The organism is Nocardiopsis sp. NPDC006938 (assembly GCF_042869555.1).
Taxonomy (GTDB): Bacteria; Actinomycetota; Actinomycetes; order Streptosporangiales; family Streptosporangiaceae; genus Nocardiopsis.
Genome location: NZ_JBIAGA010000009.1, coordinates 36309 through 58997 on the forward strand (window position 1 = coordinate 36309; position 22689 = coordinate 58997).

Consider the following 22689-nt stretch of genomic DNA (forward strand, 5'->3'; position numbering starts at 1 on the left):
CCGAGGGACGCCCATTCCAGGACGCCATCCGAGCCAAACAGCACTTCAGACATCAATAATATTTTCCGGCTTCAAAAAATTCGAGGGGCCGTAAAGCACTAGTGCCCAACGGCCAGATTCCCACTCCATCGCAGATTTCCCGGTGTCGCCCACGCGAATCCAGCGCAAATTGGTTCGATATGTTGTTTCGTTCACGACCAGTTCGACGTCGGCGAGAGCAACAGCGGCCGCGACGTGCCGCACGCATGAAATTTTCCACTCAGAGAGTTCAAACGCCCGATACAAGTCTCTGGCCATAGGCGCAAGCTTGCCAATCGATGACCTGGCACTAATTTCCAAGAAATAAGAACCGACTAGCCCCCATTGCCCCCTCTGCCACTTCTCCAAGAAATCCACACAGACACGGGCAACCTCAGGCAAATCCTCGGAGGAAAAATCAGGCACATACTCGTAGGGCTTCCAATCCTCCACCCTGGCCTTCCGCTGCTGAGCATCCTTCCAACCAAGAAAGGATTCTCGAAACGTGGGGGTGGGCTCGACGGGTTTCGCGTGACGCTCCCGAGAATCCGCCCAGTCGACAACAGCAAAGAGACGGTTCCATGCCTTGGTAGCAACTATCTGGTTGTCAAAATTTACCAGAGTACCGTGCATGATACCGTTTCGGAACAGCTCGTTCACTTCGGCAATTTCGGTCTTTTTGTAGCTTTTAGTAAATGATCGATGGGCATGAGCCAGCCCCAAGTGGTGACCTACCACGCTGTCCCATGCCACCATATCTTCTTCCGCTTGCGCGTGAAGCCCCCGGCGAGCCGCTCTGTCGATGTCGTTCACAAAGCCATCCATCACAGAAAGCAACACGAATACCGTACTGTAGTAACGCCCAGCTTCATAGTCGGCAAGAGCCTTTTTAAGCATCTCCATCCGTGGCCGCATCGCTTCGAATCGAGTCAAGCGGTGAAGCGAAAACGAAATTCGACCTTCCCTCTTATAGTATTCAATGAGGCGTGTTTCGGCTGTCACTGCATCCTCGGTATCAATAACATGCTCGACCTCAGACAGGTTGAGGTCTTCTGTGAACACCCAGTTTCGCCCCCCAAGAAGTTCATAGAAGACATCAACGATGTTGGTTATACGACGATGTTCGCCTTCAAATTCCCTGAGCTGGTTTCGCTTATCCTTGCCCAAGAGGAATGCGAAAAGCCTAAGCCCCGCCATTTGCTGTTCTAACTCTTTGACAGTTGGAAGGTCACGCGCGGATCCGTACGGGCCCATCTGAGATTTGTCCGACATAAACTTAACCGTATCATCTGGGCACCGAACTGAAGTGGGAGTCGCCAACGCTGATTTCATCGCGACTTCCTGGGCGGCCGCTACGTGGGTTTGAACGGAGTCACTGCGAACCGCGATGACTGCGACCCGGTGGGTCAGTTACAGCAGCGCCGACCCGCAACTGTCTGAAACTTCCCCATCATCGCGCCCGCGTGAGTTCCCAGGCACCGGCCCCAGAGGTTGGTTGCAAAGGAGAGTCGCAGTGTGCAAAGAACCCGGCACGAAACACCCTGCGCCTATGTGCAGGTTTCGTGCCGGAGAGGATGCGGTGTCCGAGGCCGTGGCCATACTGGGGTGGTGAGCGTTCTCGAACAGATCATCCAGGACGCGAGCACCAGCACGGTGCCGGTCTCTGACGTGCTGCGCAAGATGCTGGTGGTGAGCCACCGCATCAGGTCCCAGGAGACCCTCACATGGGTCAAACAGGAGCTCCAGGGCTACCCGAGCAACACTGGTGCTCGGCTACCGCCGTACAGAGGCCCGTTCGTGCTGCCTGTCCAGGGCATTTACAGGGGGTCGGCCGGTGCCCAGGAGCGTCATACCTTGAGTCGGCGCGGAGTGCCCAAGGAGTATGTGCCCGCCATGTTCGAGGCCCGGATGAACGAACCCATCGTCGAGCTGGAGGCATTGACCACCGGCGAGGGAGATCCAGGCTTCCCGTGGGAGACCGACCTGATCGCTCACTGGCAGGGGTGGGAGGACGAACAACGCGTCACCACAATACCGTTCATGCGTTTGGTCGCCGCTCACGCCACCCTGCCTCGCAGCAAGGTCACCGGAGTTATCGACATGATCCGCAATAGCGCCTTGCTCTTCGCGCTGGAGTTGCAGGAGGCACATCCCCAGGCAGGTGAGGAGCAGGGACCCACCATCCACGACCCTCAGATCCAACAAGCCGTCACCTTCCTCATCACCAACGTCCACGGATCGCACAACAACGTCACCGTGGGCGATGACAACACCATGAGCCTGACGGTGGAGCAGGGAGACCTGGAGAGTCTTCTCAAAGCGGCCTCGGCACTGGGGTTGGACAAGATGGCCCGCGACGAGTTAACCGAAGCAGTGACTGGCGACCACACCGTGGAGGAGAAGCAGTCACGGCTAAAACGGTTCACTGGTCGAGTCCAGAGCGGTGCGGTCTCACTGACGGGGAATATCGCCGCGAACATCGCGGCAGCACAGATCCTGGACTGGGGAATGAAGTTCCTCGGTTGAGACCACCAGAGTCTGCTCGCCCACTGTGGCGTTCACGTCCCCCGACGGGTCGCGGCACCCGCCGACCGGTAACACGCTCCAGCAAAGCCTGCGCGGTCACGCGAGTTTGGGGGTGGGGTCAAGGCAGCGGCGCGCACTGCCGCTGCTCGCAGCGGCACCGGCGGCGTTGATGAGCAGCGATCCAAACACCGCCAGACCTTCCAGGTCTAGCACCACTCTATGAGGGCTTGATGGCTTCAGCGGCACGGCTCGCGACCAGTTCGGAGTGGCCGAGAGTGATCGCGACGCCGGCAGCCGCATGGTATTCGGTTGCCAAAAGCCCTTCTGTGTTCACCTGGCCACTATCCCTGCTCTCATGGGCCATGGTTCGGGCCTGATAGATGAGTTCGGACAAACACATGACAGACTGGACATAAGCACCATTCCGATAAAAACTACCGACCAGCGCCCCTTTTTCTTTCCACATATTCCTCAACCTACACCACAGCATCACTCATCTTCCCATCCACGAAACGAGTAAGGTGGACCAGCACAGAACAGGAAGTGGTCCGAAAGCCACTCCAGAACTTCAACTGGCAATAGACTCGGGCGTGTCATTAGCGAGGCGGTCAACTCCTCTGGGGGAGGAGTTGACTTGGGCATCTCAGAGACAGCTTGCGCACCTCTCTCGCCTCCATGCCAAGCAGGATGATCCGGATTCTCGAACAATACTCGGATACGTTCGACGATCTTCGGCCAATTCGGCATGCCAAGATGGTCTCGACCGTAGGTAATAGCATGCCTCACCAAGTGCACATCCCACGGATCATTAACGCACGTGTGGTCACGCAGAGCCAACAGCGTATCGACACGGCCCTTCAGATGCTGGTCATAGGCACCCAGGTGGCCGTAACCAAGGTCGCGTAGGGTCTTGCCGTCTGTTCCCGCCCACACACGCGACCGCTCCAGCAGCAAGCGCTCGAAGTCCAGGAGAGCTGTCGCACCGTCCTCAGCCCTTGTGACATCGAGTGCTCGGGCGTGCAGCGTAGTCGACTCCGCGAACATCGCTGCATCGCTCGGCCCCCTACGGCTGGCGTGGATGTTTTCCACAGGACCGTTGCGCCAAACTTCGATGACCAACCCCACCGCCTTCGCCTTGGCATGAGCTTCACCGTCAAGGATCCCGTTTTCTTCGCAGAGAGCGATGTGGTGTGCGTCGAGCGATCGCAGCAAGCGACAATTAGCAGGTGCTCTCTCACATCTTTTCTCCGAAACACGCGGCATGCCATTCCCTTCCTTGAGCACACTTTTGGATCCGAATATATCCATAACGGCCTCCCTGCCGGGGCTCGCTTGAGCTCACAAGCCCCAGACCGCTCGTTGTGATTCTCGATCGTCTCAGGGAGGGCCGCCACAGCGAGGCCGAGCTGGTCTCGGTGCGATTCGCCCACGTGGGATCAGGGTGAACCGCGCTGGCTACGACACGTGTGCAGGTCTAAGGTTGGCACATGGTTGTCAAAGTGTTTCAGAACAACGAATCCGAACGCTACTTCCAAGACGAGCGTGGGAAGAGCACGTACCGGTACGACATCCACCCCAGTGGAGCGCTACGCATCATCAAGACCCCCGAGTACAGCAAGGGACTCGACTACTCGTTTGTGGTTGTCACCTACGGGCCTACCGCTTGGAACGCTGTGAGCGGTACTGGGTGGGGTGGCACTGACGACGATCTGACGGGCCCGCACCACAACGACGACCCTCCGAGCGATGAAGGCTTCACCTTCTAGCAGTTCTTGGGCGTCGTCAGCTCGGGTTTGACTCTCACCATGTCCTGCTGATCATCTGCGTACGCTTCTCACGGTGCTAAGGATTTCATCCCGATCGCTCTTCCTGGTGACCGAGAGACCTTGGCAGAGTCGAGTAACCGCCTCTCGGGGGGTGAGAAAGGAGTCTCTCACCCCCGAGAGGATCTGCGAGAAATCAGAACGTCCCCCAAGGGCTTCCAGCCGCCGCGAAGATCCCTCCATGGCCCCCGAACAGGGCAAACACTCATGGGCGCAGGTCGTTGCGGCGTCTGAACTACCTCGACACGGCAGACGTCACCGGAGGCAGCGCATCCAAGCGGCCCTGCTTGCCCCATTCCTTGATCAGTCGCCCCCACCGCTCTTTACGGCCGAAGCGTGCAGCGATCTGTTCGCCAGTCGGCAGTGAGCCGTCCTCCTGTGGATTCGCCAAAGCCCACCGCCAGGCATCCCGCTGCACCTTAGGAGGAAGAGGAAGCCGATCGCCAGCACCTGCCTCAACCGGGTCAATGCCCTCTGAGACCACAGTCTGGTCTTGAACCACATGCAGGCGGCGACCGCCCTGTGGCACCTCATCGGAAGTCTCCACCTTCTCCTCACACTGAAGAAGAAGGTGTTCGTCATTCGTGTGCGTACGCTCTGCGTCAGCAGTGCGTACGCTGCGCGCGGCCGTGCGGAACTCGCGCATGAGCAGTTCGTACGCACCGATCAACGCAAAGCTCGGCCAAGCGTGAATGATCCGCGACCACATGGTGGGGTCAGCGACCGCGACGTTGGCCGCCAAAGACGCACCAGAACCGATGATCAGCAGAGTCCAGGGCAGCAGGCCGCCCTTGCGGCCGTTGCGAGCATCGCTCAGCAGAGTCATGGAGGAGGCAACAATCATGCCGTCCACCGAGAGCGGGAACAGGGCCGCTCTCCACGGGGGTTCGCCATGGCGCAGGGCGAGTTCGTACATGTGCGAGTAGGAAACTACGGCCGCGATCACGGCCAGCATCAGCACGGCGGCGATGGTCGTCCAGCGGGACCAGCGGGAGGGATTCATCGCCTACCACCAACCCGCTGAGGTGCCAGTGGCCGAAGTTCTCCGCGAGGTTCGACGGTGAGCTCCGACGGCTCGCCGCGGCCCGCCCCTGGTCTCAGTTCTGTTCGCAGTTCACCAGCGTTCGCGGGGGTACACCGAAGTACACCACCGCAGGTCAGAACCTCTCTGAACCACCGTGAACGAGATGTGCTCGCTCTCCTAAAGCGGGTGTCGCGTGCCCCGCGTTGACGGCCGTGAAGATGGGTTCTGGCACTGCTCTTGTGGTTCTCTCACGGAGCGTTACGAAGCTCTGTGCTCCTGAGTCACACGCGCACTTCAGGAAGCCGATGAGGACTCCTGGATCTCCTCCTTTTGCGTCACGGACCGTGCCACATCACAAGATCAGTGCCAGAACCCCTTTTCAAACGACGTTGACATCCCCTGCTTGGGAGAACCTGCGCTCGTAGAGACCGCGTTCCTTCACGAGTCGGCCCCACCGTTCCTTCCGGCCGAAGCGTTCACCGATCGCCTTCCCATCGGGTAGTTCTCCGTGCTCCTGCTCCCACGCCTCAGCCCACGCCCATGCTCTGGCTTGGAACGGTGAGTGCGGCCTGGGAAGCTTCTTCTTTCCCGACGAATCCACAAGGTGCAGACCTCTTCCCTGAGATGGAGCCAGCCCGCCACGTGAGTCCTGCTCATCCTCTGCGGACGCACTGCGTACGCTGCGCGCGACCGTGCGGAACTCCCTCATGAGCAACTCGTACGCACCGATCAGCGCGAACGAGGGCCAGGCATGGATGATCCTCGACCACATCGTGGGGTCGGCGACCGCCACGTTCGCCGCCAAGGAGGCGGACGAGCCGATGATCAACAAACCCCATGGCAGCAGACCGCCCTTGCGTCCGTGGCGGGCGTCGCTGAGCAGGGTCATGGAGGCGCCCACGATCATGCCGTCCACCGAGAGGGGGAACAGGGCGGCTCTCCACGGGGGTTCGCCGTGGCGCAGGGCGAGTTCGTACATGTGGGAGTAGGACACCACCGCGGCGATGCCCGCGAGCATCAGCACGGCGGCGATGGTCACCGTTCGTGACCAACGGGAGGGCTCCATCACGATCACTTCTTTCCTGTGATCGAGAGACCTTCAGCGGCAGAACCGCCGGGGGTGGGTGGTGGGAGACGGCCGTCTCCCACCACCCCCTGGGAGATTTTTGGGAGACGCGAACGTCCCCCAACGGCTCCCAACCGCCGTGAAGATCCCTCAACGGAACCCTCTGAACTGGGCGAATGCTTGTTGGCACAGGTCACTGCGACGCTTGAACTACCTCGACACGGTAGGGGTCACAGGTTCGAGTCCTGTATCGCCCACATCACGCGGAAGCGGGTTCCCTCGGGAGCCCGCTTCCGTCGTTTCCGGTGTCCCGGCCCTCAGGGGCGGAAGACCACCTTGAAGGCTCCCTCGGTCTTCTTCTGGAAGTTCTCGTAGGCCCAGGCCGCGTCGTCCAAGGACACGTGATGAGTGGCGAAGTCCGCCACTCCGAGGACGTCCTCGCCGTCCAGAAGCGGGAGGATCTCCGGAGCCCAGCGGCGGACGTTGGCCTGGCCCATCCTCACCTGGATCTGCTTGTCGAAGAGCGTGAGCATGGGCAGAGGGTCGGCCATCCCTCCGTAGACGCCGATCAGTGAGATGGTTCCCCCGCGACGCACGAGATCGATCGCCGTCTGGAAGGCCGCCAGGCGGTCGACTCCGGAGGTCTCCATGAGTCTGGCCGCCGCGCCCTTGGGGAGCAGGTTGGCCGCCCGCTGGGCGATCCGCGCAGATCCGTGTCCCTGCGCCTCCATGCCGACGGCGTCGATGACGGCGTCCGGCCCCCGGCCGTCGGTGCGCTCCCGAATCCGACCGATGAGCTCGTCGGTTCCGCCGGTCGGATCGAACACCTCCACCCCGCGCGCCTCCGACCGGGCGCGGCGCTCGGGAACCGGATCGACGCCGAAGACACGCCCCGCCCCCAGGTGCCGGGCGACGCGGCAGGCCATCTCTCCGATCGGTCCCAGACCCAGTACCGCGACGGAGCCGTCCCGCGGGATGTCCGCGTAACGAACCGCCTGCCAAGCCGTGGGGAGGACGTCCGACAGGAAGACGTACCGGTCGTCGGCCCCCTCACTGGAGACGGGAATGGCGTTGGCGTCCGCACGGGGAACCCGCAGGTACTCGGCCTGAGCTCCGGGGACGGAACCGTAGAGCGCGCTGTAGCCGTAGATACTCGCGCCCGTGCCCTGGTCCTCGACGCGCGTGTTGTCGCACTGGGTCTGTAGGCCCGACTCGCACATCGGACAGTGTCCGCACGAAATCTGGAAGGGGACGACCACGCGCTCCCCCGGTACCAGCGAGGTCACTCCCGGCCCCACCTCCTCAACCACTCCCAGGGGCTCGTGCCCCAAGATGTCTCCCGCACTCATGAACGGCCCGAGCACCTCGTACAGGTGCAGGTCGGAGCCGCAGAGACCGGAACTGGTGACACGGACGACCGCGTCACCGGGCTGCTCGATGCGCGGATCGGGTACGTTCTCGGTCCTGACGTCGCGCGTGCCGTTCCACACCACTGCTCTCATGGAGTCTCCTCCGTTCAGTTCGTACCGTCCCGTTGTTCCACCGGCCACGAGGTTCGTGGTCACGCGGGGTCGAGCCGCGCGGGCTCAGGCGGAGACGGTCCCGGTCGACCTGTTCCAGTGCCGGTGCCCCCCGACCAGGCGGGCGAACTCCCGGGCCACGCTCTCGTCCACCCCGGGGGCCCGAACCACTCCCGCGATGGTTTCGGGAACCGTGGGTGGACGTCCGAGGGCGTCCGGTAGCCCAGGGGCGTCGAGCAGCGAGGTTCCCGCGCCGACCGCAGCGATCGCCTTAGCGTGCTTGTAGGCCTCAAGGACGAAGTGCCGGGCTTCGCCGTCTTGGGCGAGGGATGCAGCGGCGTCGCCGCCGCCGGGGACGACCACCGCGTCGTAGAGGACCGAGGAGACGGTCGTGAAGGCGCGGTCGACTGGCAGGGTGCCGCCCTCGCGGGTGCGCACCGAACCGTCGAGCCGGGCGAGCGCCTCCACCACGGCCCCCTCCCCCACCAGCGTCCGCCGGAGGGTCTCGACGTCGGCCCCGTCCACGCCGTGGTCGACGAGCACGGCGACCTGGCGTCCGGTCAGGTCTCCGAACGCGGTGTTGGCCTGGCTGAGCGCGGGCGAGGTCCGGGTGTGGCGCCCGGTGCCAGGGTCCTCGGGCGGCTCCACTCCCAGGCCCTCGGCGACCTCGACCGCCAGACCGTGGTCGACGTGGGCCAGATTGGCGACCGCCCGCTGACGCACGGCCAGCTCCTCGCACTTGCCCAGCTCGAAGCGGAACGCGGCCACCAGGTGTTCGCGCTCCCAGTCGGCGAGGCTGTTCAGGAACAACCTGGCTTGGGAGTAGTGGTCCTTGAAGCTCTCCGCCCGTTTGCGGATCTTGTTCCCCTCGACCTTCTCCGTGTAGTGCCGGTAGACGTTCTCGTCGGCCAGCGCCGGACAGCCGCCGCCCAGGGAGTTCGGGAAGTAGGAGGTCTGGCCGCGGTGTACCCGGTGCTGGGCGAACCCGTCACGCTGGTTGTTGCTCACCGGCGCCACGGGCCGGTTGACGGGGATCTGTTGGAAGTTGGACCCGCCCAGGCGCAGCAGCTGCGTGTCCAGGTAGGAGAAGTTGCGGGCCTGGAGCAGCGGGTCGTTGGTGAAGTCGATCCCGGGGACGACGTTCGCGGTGTGGAACGCGATCTGTTCCGTCTCGGCGAAGAAGTTGTCCGGGTTGCGGTCGAGCACCATTCGACCGACGGGGCGTACCGGCACCTGCTCCTCGGGGATGATCTTGGTGGCGTCGAGGAGGTCGAAGTCGAACGCGTGCTCGTCCTCCTCCGCGACGAGCTGCACACCCAGCTCCCACTCGGGGTACTGGCCGCGTTCGATGGCCTCCCAGAGGTCGCGCCGGTTGTAGTCGGGGTCCTTGCCCTGGATGCGCTGGGCCTCGTCCCACACCAGCGAGTGCGTGCCCAGGACCGGCTTCCAGTGGAACTTGACGAACGTCCCCCGTCCGTCCGCGTTGACGAAGCGGAAGGTGTGCACACCGAAGCCCTGCATCGTGCGGTAGCTGCGCGGGATGGCACGATCCGACATCAGCCACATCACCATGTGAGTGGTCTCCGGTTGCAGTCCGACGAAGTCCCACAGAGTGTCGTGCGCGGACTGGGCCTGGGGGATCTCGTTGTGCGGTTCTGGCTTGACGGCGTGCACGAAGTCGGGGAACTTGATGCCGTCCTGGATGAAGAAGACCGGCATGTTGTTGCCGACCAGGTCGTAGTTGCCCTGTTCGGTGTAGAACTTGACCGCGAAGCCCCGCACGTCGCGCACCGTGTCCGCCGAGCCTCGAGATCCGGCCACGGTGGAGAAGCGGACGAACACGGGGGTGGTGACGTGGGGCCCGCTGAGGAAGTGGGCGCCGGTCAGGTCGGAGAGGTCCTCGTAGGGCGTGAAGTGGCCGTAGGCCCCCGCCCCCCTGGCGTGGACGACGCGTTCGGGGATGCGCTCGTGGTCGAAGTGGGTGATCTTCTCCCGGGCGTGGAAGTCCTCCAGGAGAGTGGGGCCGCGTTCGCCGACACTGAGGGAGTTGTCGGTGTCCTCGACCCGGACTCCGGTCTCAGTGGTCAGTGGGTCCCGGGAGTCGGTGCGGTGCTGTTCCAGCATCCGGTCCTTGTCGTTACCTCGTTCGGTCATGTCGGACTCCCCCGTCAGTTCGCGGTCGTGTCGAGCGACTGCCCGTCGTGCGTTGCCATGACCGACGGGGTCTGCTCGTAAACACCGCGTACGGGACCGCGCGAATTCGGCCGCGCACCGCTGGGGCCGTAAGCGTGACGAGGGCCGTTCACGGGCTCGGATACGGTCGCTCCCGGAGTAGGCGCGCCAGGTGCGCGGCGTTGCGGGCCACCGTCGCCGTGGTGGTCGCCACCGCTTCGGGAGTGCTGTCGAGATCGATGTAGTCCTTCGGGTTCATCGCCTCGGAGTTCCAGTAGGTGGACCCCGTCGCCGGAAGGGTGAACCCGCAGTCACTCAGCGCCTGGGCGCAGTCAGCGACGATCTTGTGCGCCCCGTCCTCGTTACCGACCACCGCGATCACGGCGACCTTTCCGTACATCGACGGTCGGCCTTCGTCGTCGGTCTCGGAGAGCTCGGCGTTGATCCGCTCCAGCACCCGCTGCGCGACACTCGACATGTGGCCCACCCACGTGGGTGTTGACAGGACGAGGATGTCGGCGGCGACCAGCTTCTCCCGCAACTGGGGCCACGCGTCGCCCTGGCCCGTGTCGACGGTCACTCCGGGATTGACCCGGTGGTCGACGACGCGCACCGACTCCCCTCGCACTCCGTGCCCGGAGAGTTCGTCGAGAACCTGCCGAGCGAGCAACTCACTGCTGGAGGGTGTCGGACTGGGCTTGAGGCTGCAGGTCAGGGCCAGGGCCCGAAGTTCGAAAGGCATGGGAGGACCCTACGTGTCACCCGGCCCGGGCCCCCTTGGGTCCGGGCCAGTGGCGGACCATTTTTCGAAAACGCCTCGTCAACAGCCCGCCCCACGGGGGTTTCTCCGAGCGCGAGTGGTCGGGGGCGGACGACGGCCCACGAGTTTGCGTGGGATTGCCCGTAGATCCGGGCGGGGCGGGCAGGGGCACTGGACCGTCACACGAGTGTGGGAGGAAACATGATCGCGAAACTGTCCGAGCTCGGCGTCACCTCGGAGATGGCCTACACCGCGGGTGCCGTCAGCATCGGCCTCTCGTTCCTGAGCTGGGCCGTGTCCAAGAAGAAGGAGGACGCCGGCACCGACCGCGCCGACCGGTGGGGCATCTTCGTCGGTCAGTGGGCGCCCACCTTCTTCACCCTGGGCGTCGCCCTGCGGCTCGAAGAGACCGGGACCTGACTCCTTCACGGGACGTCGGCTGTAGTCGGCACCGATGGAGGTCGGCCCCTGGCACCGTGTCAGGGGCCGGGCAGGGACCTCTGACCGCCGCCCCCGCTCAGCTCGCCAGGATCTGCGGTGAGAGCGTCTTGAGCATCGCCCGCGCCCAACGCATCTGGCGCAGGGAACGGGGCTGGCACCGTCGGGCGACCGCGAGCAGACCGGGGTCCGCGACCACCTGAGCCCCCTGACCGAGCAGATCCCAGTCGAGAGCGACCCCGCCGCTCATCCGGTACAGCCGTCTGAGGTCCGCGAGGAGCGCCAGGTCCGGGTCCGACCCCTCCCCCGGAAGTTCGCGGCTCCCCTCCTTCTCGGGATCGGTGCTCCGGAGGTCCGTCAGGGTCACACCGTACCGGGGCGCGACGGAGACGATCTCGCTCAGGTGTTCCCTGGACCACACCGCCAGATCGGTGGTCACGTGCTGGATCTCCTGCTCCTTCGCGTGCCGGTCGGCCACCCGCGAGAGCTCCGTCACGAGGGAGCTCTCCGCATGGTGCAGCTCTCTCAGGGCCGCTCCGATCCTCATCGCGTCCCCTCCCGGTGGCACTGTTCCAGAGTGTCGGCTTCCCCCCGGGTGGCCTCCACGGCCTCCGCCGCCTCGCCAACCGGTGCGGAGGCGGTCGTGGTGGGAGCCGGGGAAGGGCGCCCACCGCCACGGCTCAGGACACGCACACGCGCTGCCGCGGTCTTGAAGAGGGGCTGCTTGGAGACCGGGTCCCAGTCATCGGCGGTCATCTCGTTGGCGGCTCTGGCTCGTTCCCCGTCCGAGGCGGCCGCGACGTCGACGTCCCAGTATCCGTAGTGGAAGGGAACGAACAGTACGCCCGGCCGTACTCCGCTGATCCTCGCCCGGGCACGGACAGCACCCCGCCGCGCGCGCACCTCCACCACGTCTCCCTCCCCGATCCCCTCCGCTCGTGCGTCGGAGGGCGCGATCTCCACCCACACCTCAGGGGCCGCCCGGCGGAGTTCGGGGGCTCGACCGGTCTTGGTCCGCGTGTGGAACTGGTACAGCGTACGGCCGGTGATCAGCGCGTACGGGTACTCCCGGTCCGGCGTCTCGTGCGGGGGCACGAAGTCCACGGCCTTGAGCATCGCCAGGCCGCGGGGGTTGGCCGCACGGTACTCCTCCTCTTCCAGCGGAGCTCCCGTGACGAGGTCCTTGCCGTAACTCTCGCACTCGTCCGGCCCGGCCCAGAACCGGCCGTCCGCGTAGAGTCTCGGAGTACCCTCCGGGTTCTGTTCGTTACAGGGCCACTGCACTCCGCCGGTGGACCGCAGACGTTCGTAGGACAGTCCGGAGTAGTCACAGGGGCGTCCCTGGCTGGCCCGTTTCCATGCCTCGAAGGCGGATTCGGCGTCATCCCACTGCGGGAACGGGCGCCCGTCGTCGTCCCGGAAGCCCATCCTCCTCGCGTAGTCCAGGAAGATGTCCAGGTCGGGCCGTGCCTCACCCGGCGGTTCCACGGCCTTCTCGGACAGGTGCACGGTGCGGTCGCTGTTGGTGAACGTTCCGGTCTTCTCACCCCAGGTGGCCGCGGGCAGCACCACGTCGGCGAGTTCGGCCGTCTCCGTCATGAAGACGTCCTGCACCACCAGGAACAGCCCCTCCTTGGAGAGGAACTCACGCACCCGCCGCAGGTCGGGCAATGACGCGGCCGGGTTGGTCGCGCTGATCCACAGGAAGCGGATCGAACCCTTCTCGACGTAGCGCATGATCTGCATGGCGTGCGTGGGCGGAGCGTAGTGGGGGACGCGTAGCGGGTCGAGGTTCCAGAGCGCGGCCAGTTCCCGGACGTGCCGGTCGTTGTTCCAGTTGCGAAACGCCGTCAGGTCGCCGTCTGCGCCGCACTCACGCGTGTTCTCCGCCGTCGGCTGACCGTTCATCTGGAGCACACCCGCTCCAGGCCTGCCCAACATGCCCCGCAGCAGATGCACGTTGTTGACCTGTACGGCGGCCCCGGTGGCCTGGTTCGACTGATAGAAGCCCTGGAGGACGGTCGACACCAGCCGCTCCGCGCCACCCAGCAGTTCGGCGGCCGCGCTGATCTCACGGGCGGGCACGTCGCAGATCGCGGCGGCGCGCTCGGGCGGGTATGCGGCCGTCACCCGGACCAGTTCCTCGTAGCCGACCGTGTGCGCCTCCACGTAGGCGTGGTCGACCCGGTCGGTCCGGACGAGTTCCCGCAGGATCGCGTTCATCAGCGCGACGTTGGTGCCGGGGCGCGGGGCGAGGTGAAGCGTCGACCTCCGAGCCACGGGAGTGGCCCTGGGGTCGACGCACAACAGCCGGGGAGGATTCGCCCCGGCCAGCCGGTCGAGGACACGGCTCCACAGCACCGCCTGCGTCTCCGCCATGTTGTGCCCGTACAACGCGATGACGTCCGCGTGGTCGATGTCCTCGTAGGAGCCCGGCTGTCCGTCGCAACCGAAGGACTCCTTCAGGGCGCTCGCCGCCGTGGCCGTGCACAGCCTGGTGTTCCCGTCCAGGTGGTTGGTACCGATCGCGCCGTGAGCGATGGCGGCGAGCGTGTAGTACTCCTCCAAGAAGAGCTGTCCGCTGGTGTAGAAACCCAGAGCGCTGGCACCCCGGTCCTCCAGGGTCCTCCCGCTGTGTTCCACCACGAGGTCCATGGCGGTGTCCCAGTCGGTCTCGACCAGCTCCCCTCCCCGGCGCACGAGAGGGCGTGTGAGCCGGTCCGGGGAGTGGTTGGCCTGCCAACCGTAGAGGTCCTTGGGGTCCAGGCGGCCGCGGTTGACCCGGTCCTCCCCGCGCCCGCGCACGCCGACGATGCGGCCGTCCTTGACCGCGATGTCCAGCCCGTCACCGTTGGAATGCAGAATCGACGCGGAGGGCACCCAGCGGTCCACCTCGTGGGGGGCCACGCCCCGGGCCAGATGGAGGTCGACCCGCACGGGCCACGGCTGACCGGAGCCGTAGGGGGTGCGCGTCCCCCAGGGCTCGGCGATCGGGTCCTTGGACGGCACGCGGGTCCCCTCGCTCGTCGTCGTACCTGGAGCGGCGTCGGAAGATCCCCCTCAGTATGGGCGCTGAACGGGCGGATGGCCGGTGGCACACGCGGTCCGGACGGGTCCCGGTGCGGGCCCGCGGACTCGAGAGGGCGCCGTCACGAGCGCGGCGGCGTTCCAAACCGGCAGCAATACGGTGCCAAGTCCTGACATCCGGCTTTTCGCTCGGTGGTGCCTCGGGCATGGAGAGGGCGTCATCCGTCCGTTTCACGTTCTGGCTCCATGCCATCGTTGCGAGGACCCGTATGAGCTCCAGCACCGAGACACCCACGGCGCCGTCAGACCTCAGCGCCCACACGAACGAGGGGCCGGCCGAGGACGCCTCGGCAGAGGAACTCCTCCAGGCACTGGAGGACGAACCCGAGGGCAGCGTGACCGCCGTGCGGCTCAAGGAACGCATCCTGGACCACTACCGGCCCCTGCTGAACCGCCTCGCCCGCCGCTACGGCGGACGAGGCGAGAACCTCGAGGACCTGCGGCAGACCGCTTGCCTGGGGCTGGCCAAGGCCATCCAGGGGTACGACCCGCGTAAGGGCAGGCCCTTCATCGCCTACCTGCTGCCCACGGTCACCGGAGAGATCAAGCGGCACTTCCGTGACCACACGTGGGCGGTGCACACACCGCGTACGGCCCAGTCCCGCCGACCGCTCATGCGCCAGGCCCGCCAGGATCTGGAGCAGCACCTGGGCCGCCACCCCTCCAACAAGGAGATCGCCCGGAAGATGGGGGTCACGGTGGCGGACGTGGAGGAGGTTCTCCTGATCTCGGAGGCCTACAACACCTATTCGCTCAACGAGCCGGACCTGCGTGGTGAGGAGTCCGGCCTCGCCTGGGAGCGCTTCATGGGTGTGGAGGACCCGGGCCTGGGCCTGGTCGTGGATCGGCAGGCCGCACGGTCGGCCCTGGTCCGGCTGACGCCCAGGGAGCGGCACATCATCAAGCGCCGCTACTTCGACGAGTGGAAGCAGGCACGCATCGCCCGCGAGGTCGGATGTTCGCAGATGCACGTCTCCCGGCTGCTGTCACAGGCCCTGGAGTGGCTGCGCGCCGAACTGAGCGCCCCCGAGGCGCCGACGGGGCCGACCGCCGTGACGGGACGGACCCCGCCCGAATCCGTGTCGCACACCGAGACGGCCGATGACCGTCCGTGAGGACCAGGGCCGTCCGCGCTGTACGCCGCGCGCCACGAACACGGAGAACCGTTCACTCGGCCGGACCCGAGTTCCGCCCTGATGAAGTCCTCCAGTCGTGCGAGGTCGTGCCGTTCGGGGACCAGGTCGATCATGGAGTCGGCGCTGTTGGCGCCGTCGGCCCGGTGTTCTGCCTTGTCCGGCACGCGACCCGCACGGCGGTGTTCCACCGCCCGACACCCGCGACACGTACCGGCGTGGGCCGTCGGGCTCCTGCCGGTGAACCGGCGCCCTCGTATGGCCCGTCACCGCCCCGAGTCGGTCTCGCCCTCACGGCTCCGGTCTCCCTCGCCCGGGCTCTCCGTAACGGGATCGACGATGTCGGCTTCTGGCGACGCACCCACGATGAGGCCGAAGAACACGTGGTCGACCAAGAGGGCGAGCCGCTCCCGCGGGCGGGCCCGACGGGCGTGCGCCAGGCCGAGGGCGGGAGCCAGAGCGAGCTCGAACAGCCCCCAGGACAGCAGTCCGTAGAGGGGTCCGGTGAGCCTGGACGCGCGTAGACGCGAGGGGACCAGGGCGAAGGCCGCGCCGGCCCCCGCACCGTACCCCCAGTGCGCGAACTCGATGAACGCCGTCCGTCGGTGCTCGGGAACGGCGCGAAGCATCGTGGGAACGCCCTCGAGCAGTATCGCCTCGGGCGGCGTCCTCTCGATCATCCCCAGGCCCACCGCCGCCTGGCGCATACCGCTCATCGCCATCGCCGCCACGGCCCCCCGAGCGGCTCCCCTCAGCAGGGGCCGACGAGGAGGGAGGCGAGTCTGGTCCGGCATGGCTACCTCCTGACATCGCTGTTGTCGCGTCCCTGACCACGTCGACCGCTTCGTACACATCGGGCCCCTCACGTGGGCCGACGCCCCCACCGCTGTTTCGGCGCGGGTTCACCGGGGCAGTCGGTCGACACGGAGTGTCCGCGTCGCGACAGGAGGGGCTCGATGGCGCGCGAGAAGACGACGATCGGTGACCACGGCTTCCTCTCCGACTGTCACACCGCCGCGTTGACCTCCCCGGACGGGGCGATCACATGGTTGTGCACGCCGCGCTTCGACGGCTCCGCCTTCCTCTCGGGGATACTCGACCCCCGGGTCGGCGGAGAATGGGGCCTGGAGGTGCAGGGCGCACTGCCGGTGGCACGCTCCTACATGGAGGACAGCCTCGTCCTGGAGACCCTGTGGCGGGGGGACGACGTCGAGGTGCTGGTGCGGGACCTGCTCGCGGTCGGCCGGGGGGAGGGCGGCGCGGGCCCGTTCAGGGAGGGCCTCCTGGTCCGTATCGTGGAGTGCAGGTCCGGTACGAGCGCCGTGCGTTCGCGTCTACGCGCCCGTCCCCGTTTCGGTGGCGCGCGGCCCTCCTGGCAGACCGTCCGCGGGTGCCTACGTGAGGCGTCCGGACCCCTCCTGTCCGGTACGCCGCCTCCCACTCTGGGCCCGGGTGGAGACCCCGAGTTCCGTGTGGAGCTCGCTGAGGGAGAGACGGCCGTCTTCGCACTGGATTACCTCACGGGAGAGCGCGGTGTCGTTCCCGGGCAGGGACACGCACTGCTGCGAGAGACCCTCGAAGCCTGGCGCGCCTGGTCGGCCAGGACCGACTACGACGGGGTGGGGGCGTCGCAGGTGCGGCGAAGCGCCCTGGTTCTGCGGGGGCTCCTCCACCAGGAGAGCGGCGCCCTCATCGCGGCGCCCACGACCTCCCTGCCGGAATGGCCCCGGGGGCCGAGGAACTGGGACTACCGCTACGTCTGGCATCGGGACGCCGCTCTGGTCGTCCTGGCCTTCCTCCGTTTGGGGCACGCGGAGGAGGCCGGGCGCTACCTTCGTTACCTGCTCGGCGCGTGCGGTCGGCCGGTCGGCTGGGTCGCCCCCGTCCACACCGTGGACGGTCAGCCACCTCCCACCGAGACGACCCTTGGTCACCTCGCCGGACACGGCGGAGCCCGGCCGGTGCGGGTGGGCAACTCCGCGTTCTCACAACACCAGCTGGACGTCTACGGACACATCCTGGACGCGGCGCACTGCTACGAGGAGGCCGGAGGCGGTCTCGAACCGCACGAGCTCCGGCAGCTCGACACCGTGGTGGAAGCGGTACGGGACCTGTGGCGCGAACCGGACGACGGCGTGTGGGAGGTCAGGTCCGAGTCGCGCCACTGGACCAACTCCAAGGTGCACGCCTGGGTCTGCCTCGACCGGGCGATCCGGTTGGCGGAAGCCACGGGGCGGGCCGACCAGGTGCCGTTGGGGGAATGGCGTGCGGAGGCACAGGCCATCCGTGAGCAGGTGCTCGAGCTCGGTCACGACCCCGTGACGGGGTCGTTCGTCCAGTCCTACGGCTCGACCAACGTCGATGGGGCGTTGTTGAGGATTCCGCTCCTGGGCTTCCTCGGCGGGAAGGACCCCCGTGTGCTCCGGACCCTCGAACGGGTGGAGACCGAACTCGGAGACGAGAGCGGGCTCGTCCACAGGTACGAGCCCGAGGAGACCGCGGACGGCATCGGCACCCCCGAGGGCGCCTTCTTGCTGTGCTCCTTCGACCTCGTGTCAGCGCTGGTGCTCGCGGGACGGGAAGCGGAGGCCTCACGCAGGTTCCACCGCCTCTGCGCGACCGTGGGCGGCCTGGGTCTGCTGTCCGAGGAGATGGCGCCGGACGGCACCCTTCTGGGGAACTTCCCCCAGGCCTTCGCCCACCTGGCCCTGATCGAGGCCGCTGTCAACCTGGAGGGCTCGGGCGGCGGCGAGGCGCTGCACGCGTGGGCCCGGGGCAGGGCCGAGAACCGCGACCGCTCCACCTCGAAGGGGGCGGCGGGAGAGCCGGGAGCGAACGGGACCGATGACTGACCAGGGCGCCCGCGCATCCCGGTCCGACATCGACGAGGCGGAGGTACTCGCCCATGACGGAGAACGCACAGCCGAAACGCCACACGACGAGTCTGCCGGAGACCGCGCGGGTACTGTCCACGGTCCTGGTCCCCACCGCGGCCCGTGGCGCCATCGTGCGCCGCCCCACCGGAGAGGCGCTGGTGGCGGCCCTGAGCGCGGACCACAAGAGTGTCGGGGTGCTGCGCGAGCTTCGACGGCGCCATGGCGACGACCCGCTCCCCCTGGGCTACACGGGCCGCCGCATCGCGCTGGTGCTGTCACCTGAGGACGTTCGGCGGCTTCTGTCGGAGACCCCGGACACGTTCTCCCCGGGCGGCGCGGAGAAACGGGGGGCGCTGAACCACTTCCAGCCCCATGGAGCCCTCGTCTCCGATCGACGCGACCGGCCTGACCGGCGCCGTGCCAACGAGGAGGCCCTGGCTCCGGGACAGCGCCTCCATCCCGACGCCCCCGCCATCGCCGAGCACGCGGAAGAGGAGGCCCGATCCCTCGTCAGGGCGCTGCGCGGCCCGGGGCCGCCGGGCGGGGTGCTGGACTGGGCACGGTTCTCCGAGACCTTCGACGCCCTCGCGCGACGGGTGGTCTTCGGCAGGGCGGCCGCCGGGGACCGCCGCAGTACCCAACTGCTGCGGCGGCTGAGGCACAGGGCCAACTGGTCGTATCTGCTGCCGGTGGACCACAACCGTCGAGCGGAGTTCCTCGACCGTATCCGCACGGGCATCGACCGTGCGGAACCCGGTAGCCTCGCCGCCCGGCTCGGGCCTCCGGGCGCGAGCGAACGTCCCGAGGACCAGATCGCACACTGGTTGTTCGCGTTCGACGCCGCCGCGGTGGCCGCGTTCCGGTCACTGGCCGTGCTGACCTCCAGCGGTCCCGAGGTGGACGCCGTCCGGGCCGAGGCGCTCACAGAGGACGGTCCCGATCTTCCGATGCTGCGCGCCGCCCTGCGCGAGTCGGTCCGCCTGTGGCCCACGACCCTGGTGGTGATTCGCGAGAGCACCCGGGAGACGGTCTGGCGGGAGCGGAGCATCCCACCCCGAACCGCCTTCCTGGTGCTGAGCTCCTACTTCCACCGCGACCCCACCCGGCTCCCCTACGCGGACGCCTTCGCCCCCGCCATCTGGAACGACGGCCGTGCTGAGGACGACCCCGGGATCGTGCCCTTCAGCTACGGGCCCGCCGGCTGCCCGGGCCGTGATCTGGTGCCCCTCACCGTTTCCTACCTCTTGAGGGCCCTGTTCAGGGTGGGCGGTCCCCTGCCGGTCGGCGGATCGCCGGAGCTGCGGACCGACGCCCTGCCAGCGTCACTCAACCACTTCGACCTGCGGTTCGTACTCTGAGGCCCGACCGGTCAGGCGGGTGTGGGTGCCTGGCAGGGGCCGGACCGGCGCCGAGCCGTCCCAGCGTTCGTGTCAGCGCACCGGCAGCACCCAGCGCTCGTGGCGCACACGCACCCAACGCGTGGTGCCGGCCCGGGGCGTGTGCAGGCCCCACCGGGCGGTGAGGAAGTGTTCCAAGGGCGTCGGAGCCGTCGGGCGGGCCTCCACGCGCAGCCGCCATCGTCCGTGGGCCCCGCCCTGGGGCCACCGGCGTCTGACCGCACCCGCGCAGGGCCCGACACCCGACTGTCGGAGGCTGGTGTCGGACCACGTGTAGGGCATCCTCGGCACCGTCCTGGCGACGAGTACGCCGGGGAGCGAGTCGGCGTCCAGGGAGAGGAACACCACGCCCCGCCGTCCCTGGCCGTCCACTGAGTACAGTCGGACGTTTACCTCGTCGAACGCACCGAGGGCGCGCACGCCGAGCACCCGGGTGGTCGGGGCACGGAAGGCCACGAGACCCGCGTAGGTCGTTCCGTCGAACAGATCGGGTCGGGTGCCGAAGGGAAACAGGTGGGTCACCGCGGCGGGATCGACCCGCCAGTGCAGGAAGACCACCCCCGCCCACACCTGACGCAGCACCGCCGGCCCCGGAAGCGGCGGCGCTTCCACGGGGGGTACCTGGCCCTTCCGTTCCATCTCCCCGGTCACCTCGTCCTCTTTCCCGCCGTGCCCGACGACGACACGAAACCCAGTGAACACCATGAGCGACTTTCCTGTCACGGCGAGTTAACGTCGGGGTGTGCTCTCCCATCCGTCGCCGTCACGTGATCCCTACCCGGGCAGACCCCGCCGCATCACGGCCGTGGTCGCGTCATGGCTCGTACTGGTGCTGGTCAGCGGCTGCACCGGGCCCACCCCCACCGAATCGCTGTACCGGGACGCCGCGGAACAGACCGTCACCGCCCTCCTCTCCGCCGTGGGAACGGGGATCATGCTCTCCGAGATCCATCGCCGGGACATGGCCTTCTCCCCCTACACGGAGACCACCGTCGAGGACGCGGAGGACGCGGCACGCTCCGTCAACGACACCTTCGGAACACGGCAACCGCCCACGCCCCGGGCGCGGTCGCTGCGCTCGGAACTGGCTCCGCTGTGTGACAGCGCGGTGAACGCCCTCTCTGACCTGCGCATCGCCCTGCGCGAGGACGACGGTGCCGCAGTGCGGACGGCGGAGAGAAGCTTGAGGAGCGTCGCCGTCGACCTCACCGAGCTCCAGGACGAGCTCTCTTGAGGTGGCTGAGCGCCGTGACTCTCGGCCTGCTCACCGCCGTGGGCGGCTTCCTCGACATCGGGGACCTGGTCGCCAACTCCGTGGTCGGCTCCCGGTTCGGGATGAGTCTCGCGTGGGTCGTCCCCGTGGGAGTCGTCGGCCTCATGGTCTTCACCGAGATGTCCGCCCGGGTCGTCGCGACCACCGGACGCGGGACCTTCGACCTGGTACGCGAACGGCTCGGCGCCCGGGTCGGGCTCGCCAACCTGCTGTCCTCCTACCTCATCACGTTGCTCACCCTGTCCGCGCAGATGGGCGGCATCGCCCTGGCGCTCGAACTGGCCAGCGGCATCCACTACCTCCTCTGGGTTCCCGTGGTCGGGTTCCTCGTGTGGGTCGTGTTGTGGCGCCTGCCGTTCGAGAAGATGGAGAAGACCTACGGTCTCCTCGGCCTGACCCTGATCGTGTTCGCCGTGGCTCTGTGGCGGCTGGGTCCGGACTGGGTGGCGCTCGCTTCCGACGCGGCGTCCTTCTCCCCTCCACCGAACGAGGGCGTGGCCGTGTGGTGGTACTACGCCATCGCCCTGTTCGGCGCCGCCATGACCCCGTACACAGTGCTCTTCTTCTCGTCGGGGGGCGTAGAGGAGAAGTGGACGACCCAGGACCTGGCGACGGCCCGGATCAACGCCTTCGTCGGCCTCCCTCTGGGAGGGCTGCTCTCCCTCGCCATCATGGGATGCGCGGCGGTCGTCCTCATGCCGGCCGGGATTCAGGTGTCCGACCTGGGGCAGGTGGCCCTGCCGGTCGTCTCGACCCTCGGCAAGCTGGGGCTCATCGTGGTGATCCTGGGATTCTTCGCCGCGACCTTCGGCGCCGCCTTGGAGTCGGGGCTGGCCGCCGCCTACGGCGTCGCCCAGTACTTCGGCTGGCGCTGGGGGAAGTCACTGCCGCCTGTACGGGCACCCTTCTTCCACCTGGTCATCATGGTGAGCCTGCTCAGCGGCACCCTTTTCGTCCTGACCGGGGTCGACCCGGTGACCGTCACCGAGTACAGCCTCATCCTCTCCGCGGCGGCCCTTCCGTTGACCTACCTGCCGATCCTCGTCGTGGCCAACGATCACGGCTATCTGGGCGACCGGGTGAATTCGCGTTTCACCAACGTCCTGGCCTCGGTCTACCTGGTCCTGGTGTGCGTGGTGTCGGTGGCCGCGATTCCCTTGATGGCCTACACGAAGGCGGGGCAGTGAGATGACGCAGGACAGGAGCGAGCACGTCTTCCGGATCGGCTTCACGGTCCTGGACCGTCAGGTCGTCGACCGGCACGGAGAGAACCTGGGCAAGGTCGACGACGTGGAGTTCACGTGGCAGCCGGGGCGGGCCCCGGCCATGACGGCCCTGGTCGTCGACGCCGCCTCGCTCGGCGGTCGGCTCGCCGGCCGGCTCGGGCGGTCCTGGGAGGCGGTCCTCAAACGCCTGCGCCCTCTGGATCACTCCCCCACCACGGTCGCGGTCTCCGACGTCGAGGAGTTCACACCGACCACGGTGCTGTCCACGAGGGCTCCGACAGGCGGGCGTCCCGTGGAGGACTGGATCGCCCGCAACGTCATCGCCCGGGTCCCGGGCGGCACACGGTGAG

The 22689-nt window shown here is 66.9% G+C and carries 21 protein-coding genes and 1 tRNA gene; 10 read left to right on the plus strand and 12 right to left on the minus strand.

Translation table 11 applies throughout. From position 1 onward, the window contains the following. Positions 1–45: 45 nt before the first annotated feature. Positions 46–1290, minus strand: a complete 1245-nt coding sequence (locus ACFYL4_RS15315; RefSeq protein WP_387518854.1) for a hypothetical protein — start codon at positions 1288–1290, stop codon at positions 46–48. Positions 1291–1626: 336 nt separating this feature from the next. Between ACFYL4_RS15315 and ACFYL4_RS15320 the strand changes: the two genes are divergently transcribed. Beyond that, positions 1627–2544 (plus strand): hypothetical protein, encoded by a 918-nt coding sequence (locus tag ACFYL4_RS15320; protein ID WP_387518855.1) that lies wholly within the window; start codon positions 1627–1629, stop codon positions 2542–2544. A gap of 217 nt (positions 2545–2761) precedes the next feature. Here ACFYL4_RS15320 and ACFYL4_RS15325 read toward each other — a convergent pair whose 3' ends face one another. Further along, positions 2762–3010: a hypothetical protein gene (locus ACFYL4_RS15325; protein WP_387518856.1), complete on the minus strand. Its 249-nt coding sequence runs from the start codon at positions 3008–3010 to the stop codon at positions 2762–2764. 23 nt (positions 3011–3033) lie between these two features. Then, on the minus strand, positions 3034–3756 hold the full coding sequence (locus ACFYL4_RS15330) for a hypothetical protein (RefSeq protein WP_387518857.1): 723 nt from the start codon (positions 3754–3756) through the stop codon (positions 3034–3036). A 275-nt stretch (positions 3757–4031) separates the two neighbouring features. On the opposite strand from ACFYL4_RS15330, the gene ACFYL4_RS15335 reads away from it, so the two are divergent. Next, positions 4032–4310 (plus strand): hypothetical protein, encoded by a 279-nt coding sequence (locus ACFYL4_RS15335; protein WP_387518858.1) that lies wholly within the window; start codon positions 4032–4034, stop codon positions 4308–4310. A gap of 292 nt (positions 4311–4602) precedes the next feature. Here ACFYL4_RS15335 and ACFYL4_RS15340 read toward each other — a convergent pair whose 3' ends face one another. Continuing rightward, complete coding sequence (locus ACFYL4_RS15340) at positions 4603–5370, minus strand: DUF2637 domain-containing protein (RefSeq protein WP_387518859.1); 768 nt, start codon at positions 5368–5370, stop codon at positions 4603–4605. A gap of 400 nt (positions 5371–5770) precedes the next feature. Next, positions 5771–6457, minus strand: coding sequence for a DUF2637 domain-containing protein (locus ACFYL4_RS15345; RefSeq protein WP_387518860.1), 687 nt, complete (start codon positions 6455–6457; stop codon positions 5771–5773). Between the two features lie 170 nt (positions 6458–6627). Between ACFYL4_RS15345 and ACFYL4_RS15350 the strand changes: the two genes are divergently transcribed. Continuing rightward, positions 6628–6714 (plus strand) — tRNA-OTHER (locus ACFYL4_RS15350). A 60-nt stretch (positions 6715–6774) separates the two neighbouring features. Here ACFYL4_RS15350 and ACFYL4_RS15355 read toward each other — a convergent pair. The 3 genes from ACFYL4_RS15355 to ACFYL4_RS15365 form a co-directional block, all read right to left on the minus strand. After that, complete coding sequence (locus tag ACFYL4_RS15355) at positions 6775–7959, minus strand: alcohol dehydrogenase catalytic domain-containing protein (protein ID WP_387518861.1); 1185 nt, start codon at positions 7957–7959, stop codon at positions 6775–6777. Positions 7960–8043: 84 nt separating this feature from the next. Continuing rightward, on the minus strand, positions 8044–10131 hold the full coding sequence (locus tag ACFYL4_RS15360) for a catalase (RefSeq protein WP_387518862.1): 2088 nt from the start codon (positions 10129–10131) through the stop codon (positions 8044–8046). Between the two features lie 148 nt (positions 10132–10279). Beyond that, on the minus strand, positions 10280–10891 hold the full coding sequence (locus ACFYL4_RS15365; RefSeq protein WP_387518863.1) for a flavodoxin family protein: 612 nt from the start codon (positions 10889–10891) through the stop codon (positions 10280–10282). Between the two features lie 219 nt (positions 10892–11110). Between ACFYL4_RS15365 and ACFYL4_RS15370 the strand changes: the two genes are divergently transcribed. Next, complete coding sequence (locus tag ACFYL4_RS15370; RefSeq protein ID WP_387518864.1) at positions 11111–11329, plus strand: hypothetical protein; 219 nt, start codon at positions 11111–11113, stop codon at positions 11327–11329. 97 nt (positions 11330–11426) lie between these two features. Here the strand turns inward: ACFYL4_RS15370 and ACFYL4_RS15375 are convergent, their stop codons facing one another. Next, positions 11427–11894, minus strand: a complete 468-nt coding sequence (locus ACFYL4_RS15375) for a hypothetical protein (RefSeq protein ID WP_357759264.1) — start codon at positions 11892–11894, stop codon at positions 11427–11429. Further along, positions 11891–14356 carry a molybdopterin oxidoreductase family protein gene (locus ACFYL4_RS15380; protein ID WP_387518865.1) on the minus strand — a complete coding sequence of 822 codons (2466 nt, stop codon included), beginning with the start codon at positions 14354–14356 and terminating at the stop codon, positions 11891–11893. Before ACFYL4_RS15380 ends, ACFYL4_RS15375 begins: the two co-directional genes overlap by 4 nt. 287 nt (positions 14357–14643) lie before the next feature. On the opposite strand from ACFYL4_RS15380, the gene ACFYL4_RS15385 reads away from it, so the two are divergent. Then, a complete protein-coding gene (locus ACFYL4_RS15385) occupies positions 14644–15549 on the plus strand; it encodes a sigma-70 family RNA polymerase sigma factor (RefSeq protein WP_357759259.1) in 906 nt (301 codons plus the stop codon). A 284-nt stretch (positions 15550–15833) separates the two neighbouring features. On the opposite strand, the gene ACFYL4_RS15390 is transcribed toward ACFYL4_RS15385, so the two are convergent. Next, positions 15834–16289, minus strand: a complete 456-nt coding sequence (locus ACFYL4_RS15390; protein WP_357759517.1) for a hypothetical protein — start codon at positions 16287–16289, stop codon at positions 15834–15836. A 234-nt stretch (positions 16290–16523) separates the two neighbouring features. Between ACFYL4_RS15390 and ACFYL4_RS15395 the strand changes: the two genes are divergently transcribed. Then, a complete protein-coding gene (locus tag ACFYL4_RS15395) occupies positions 16524–18419 on the plus strand; it encodes a glycoside hydrolase family 15 protein (protein ID WP_387518866.1) in 1896 nt (631 codons plus the stop codon). Between the two features lie 53 nt (positions 18420–18472). Further along, positions 18473–19801 carry a cytochrome P450 gene (locus ACFYL4_RS15400; protein WP_387518868.1) on the plus strand — a complete coding sequence of 443 codons (1329 nt, stop codon included), beginning with the start codon at positions 18473–18475 and terminating at the stop codon, positions 19799–19801. Between the two features lie 72 nt (positions 19802–19873). Here ACFYL4_RS15400 and ACFYL4_RS15405 read toward each other — a convergent pair whose 3' ends face one another. Next, entirely contained in the window at positions 19874–20479 is a 606-nt protein-coding gene (locus tag ACFYL4_RS15405; protein ID WP_387518870.1) for a YqjF family protein, read from the minus strand. Between the two features lie 103 nt (positions 20480–20582). Here ACFYL4_RS15405 and ACFYL4_RS15410 point away from each other — a divergent pair, with 103 nt between their 5' ends. Genes ACFYL4_RS15410 through ACFYL4_RS15420 form a run of 3 tightly spaced genes read left to right on the plus strand, consistent with a single transcriptional unit; the run spans position 20583 to position 22688 of the window. Beyond that, complete coding sequence (locus ACFYL4_RS15410) at positions 20583–21074, plus strand: hypothetical protein (RefSeq protein ID WP_387518872.1); 492 nt, start codon at positions 20583–20585, stop codon at positions 21072–21074. Further along, positions 21071–22300: a divalent metal cation transporter gene (locus tag ACFYL4_RS15415; protein ID WP_357759244.1), complete on the plus strand. Its 1230-nt coding sequence runs from the start codon at positions 21071–21073 to the stop codon at positions 22298–22300. The genes ACFYL4_RS15410 and ACFYL4_RS15415 overlap by 4 nt, the downstream gene beginning before the upstream one ends. Position 22301: 1 nt before the next feature. After that, positions 22302–22688, plus strand: a complete 387-nt coding sequence (locus ACFYL4_RS15420) for a hypothetical protein (RefSeq protein WP_357759241.1) — start codon at positions 22302–22304, stop codon at positions 22686–22688. Position 22689: the final 1 nt, after the last annotated feature.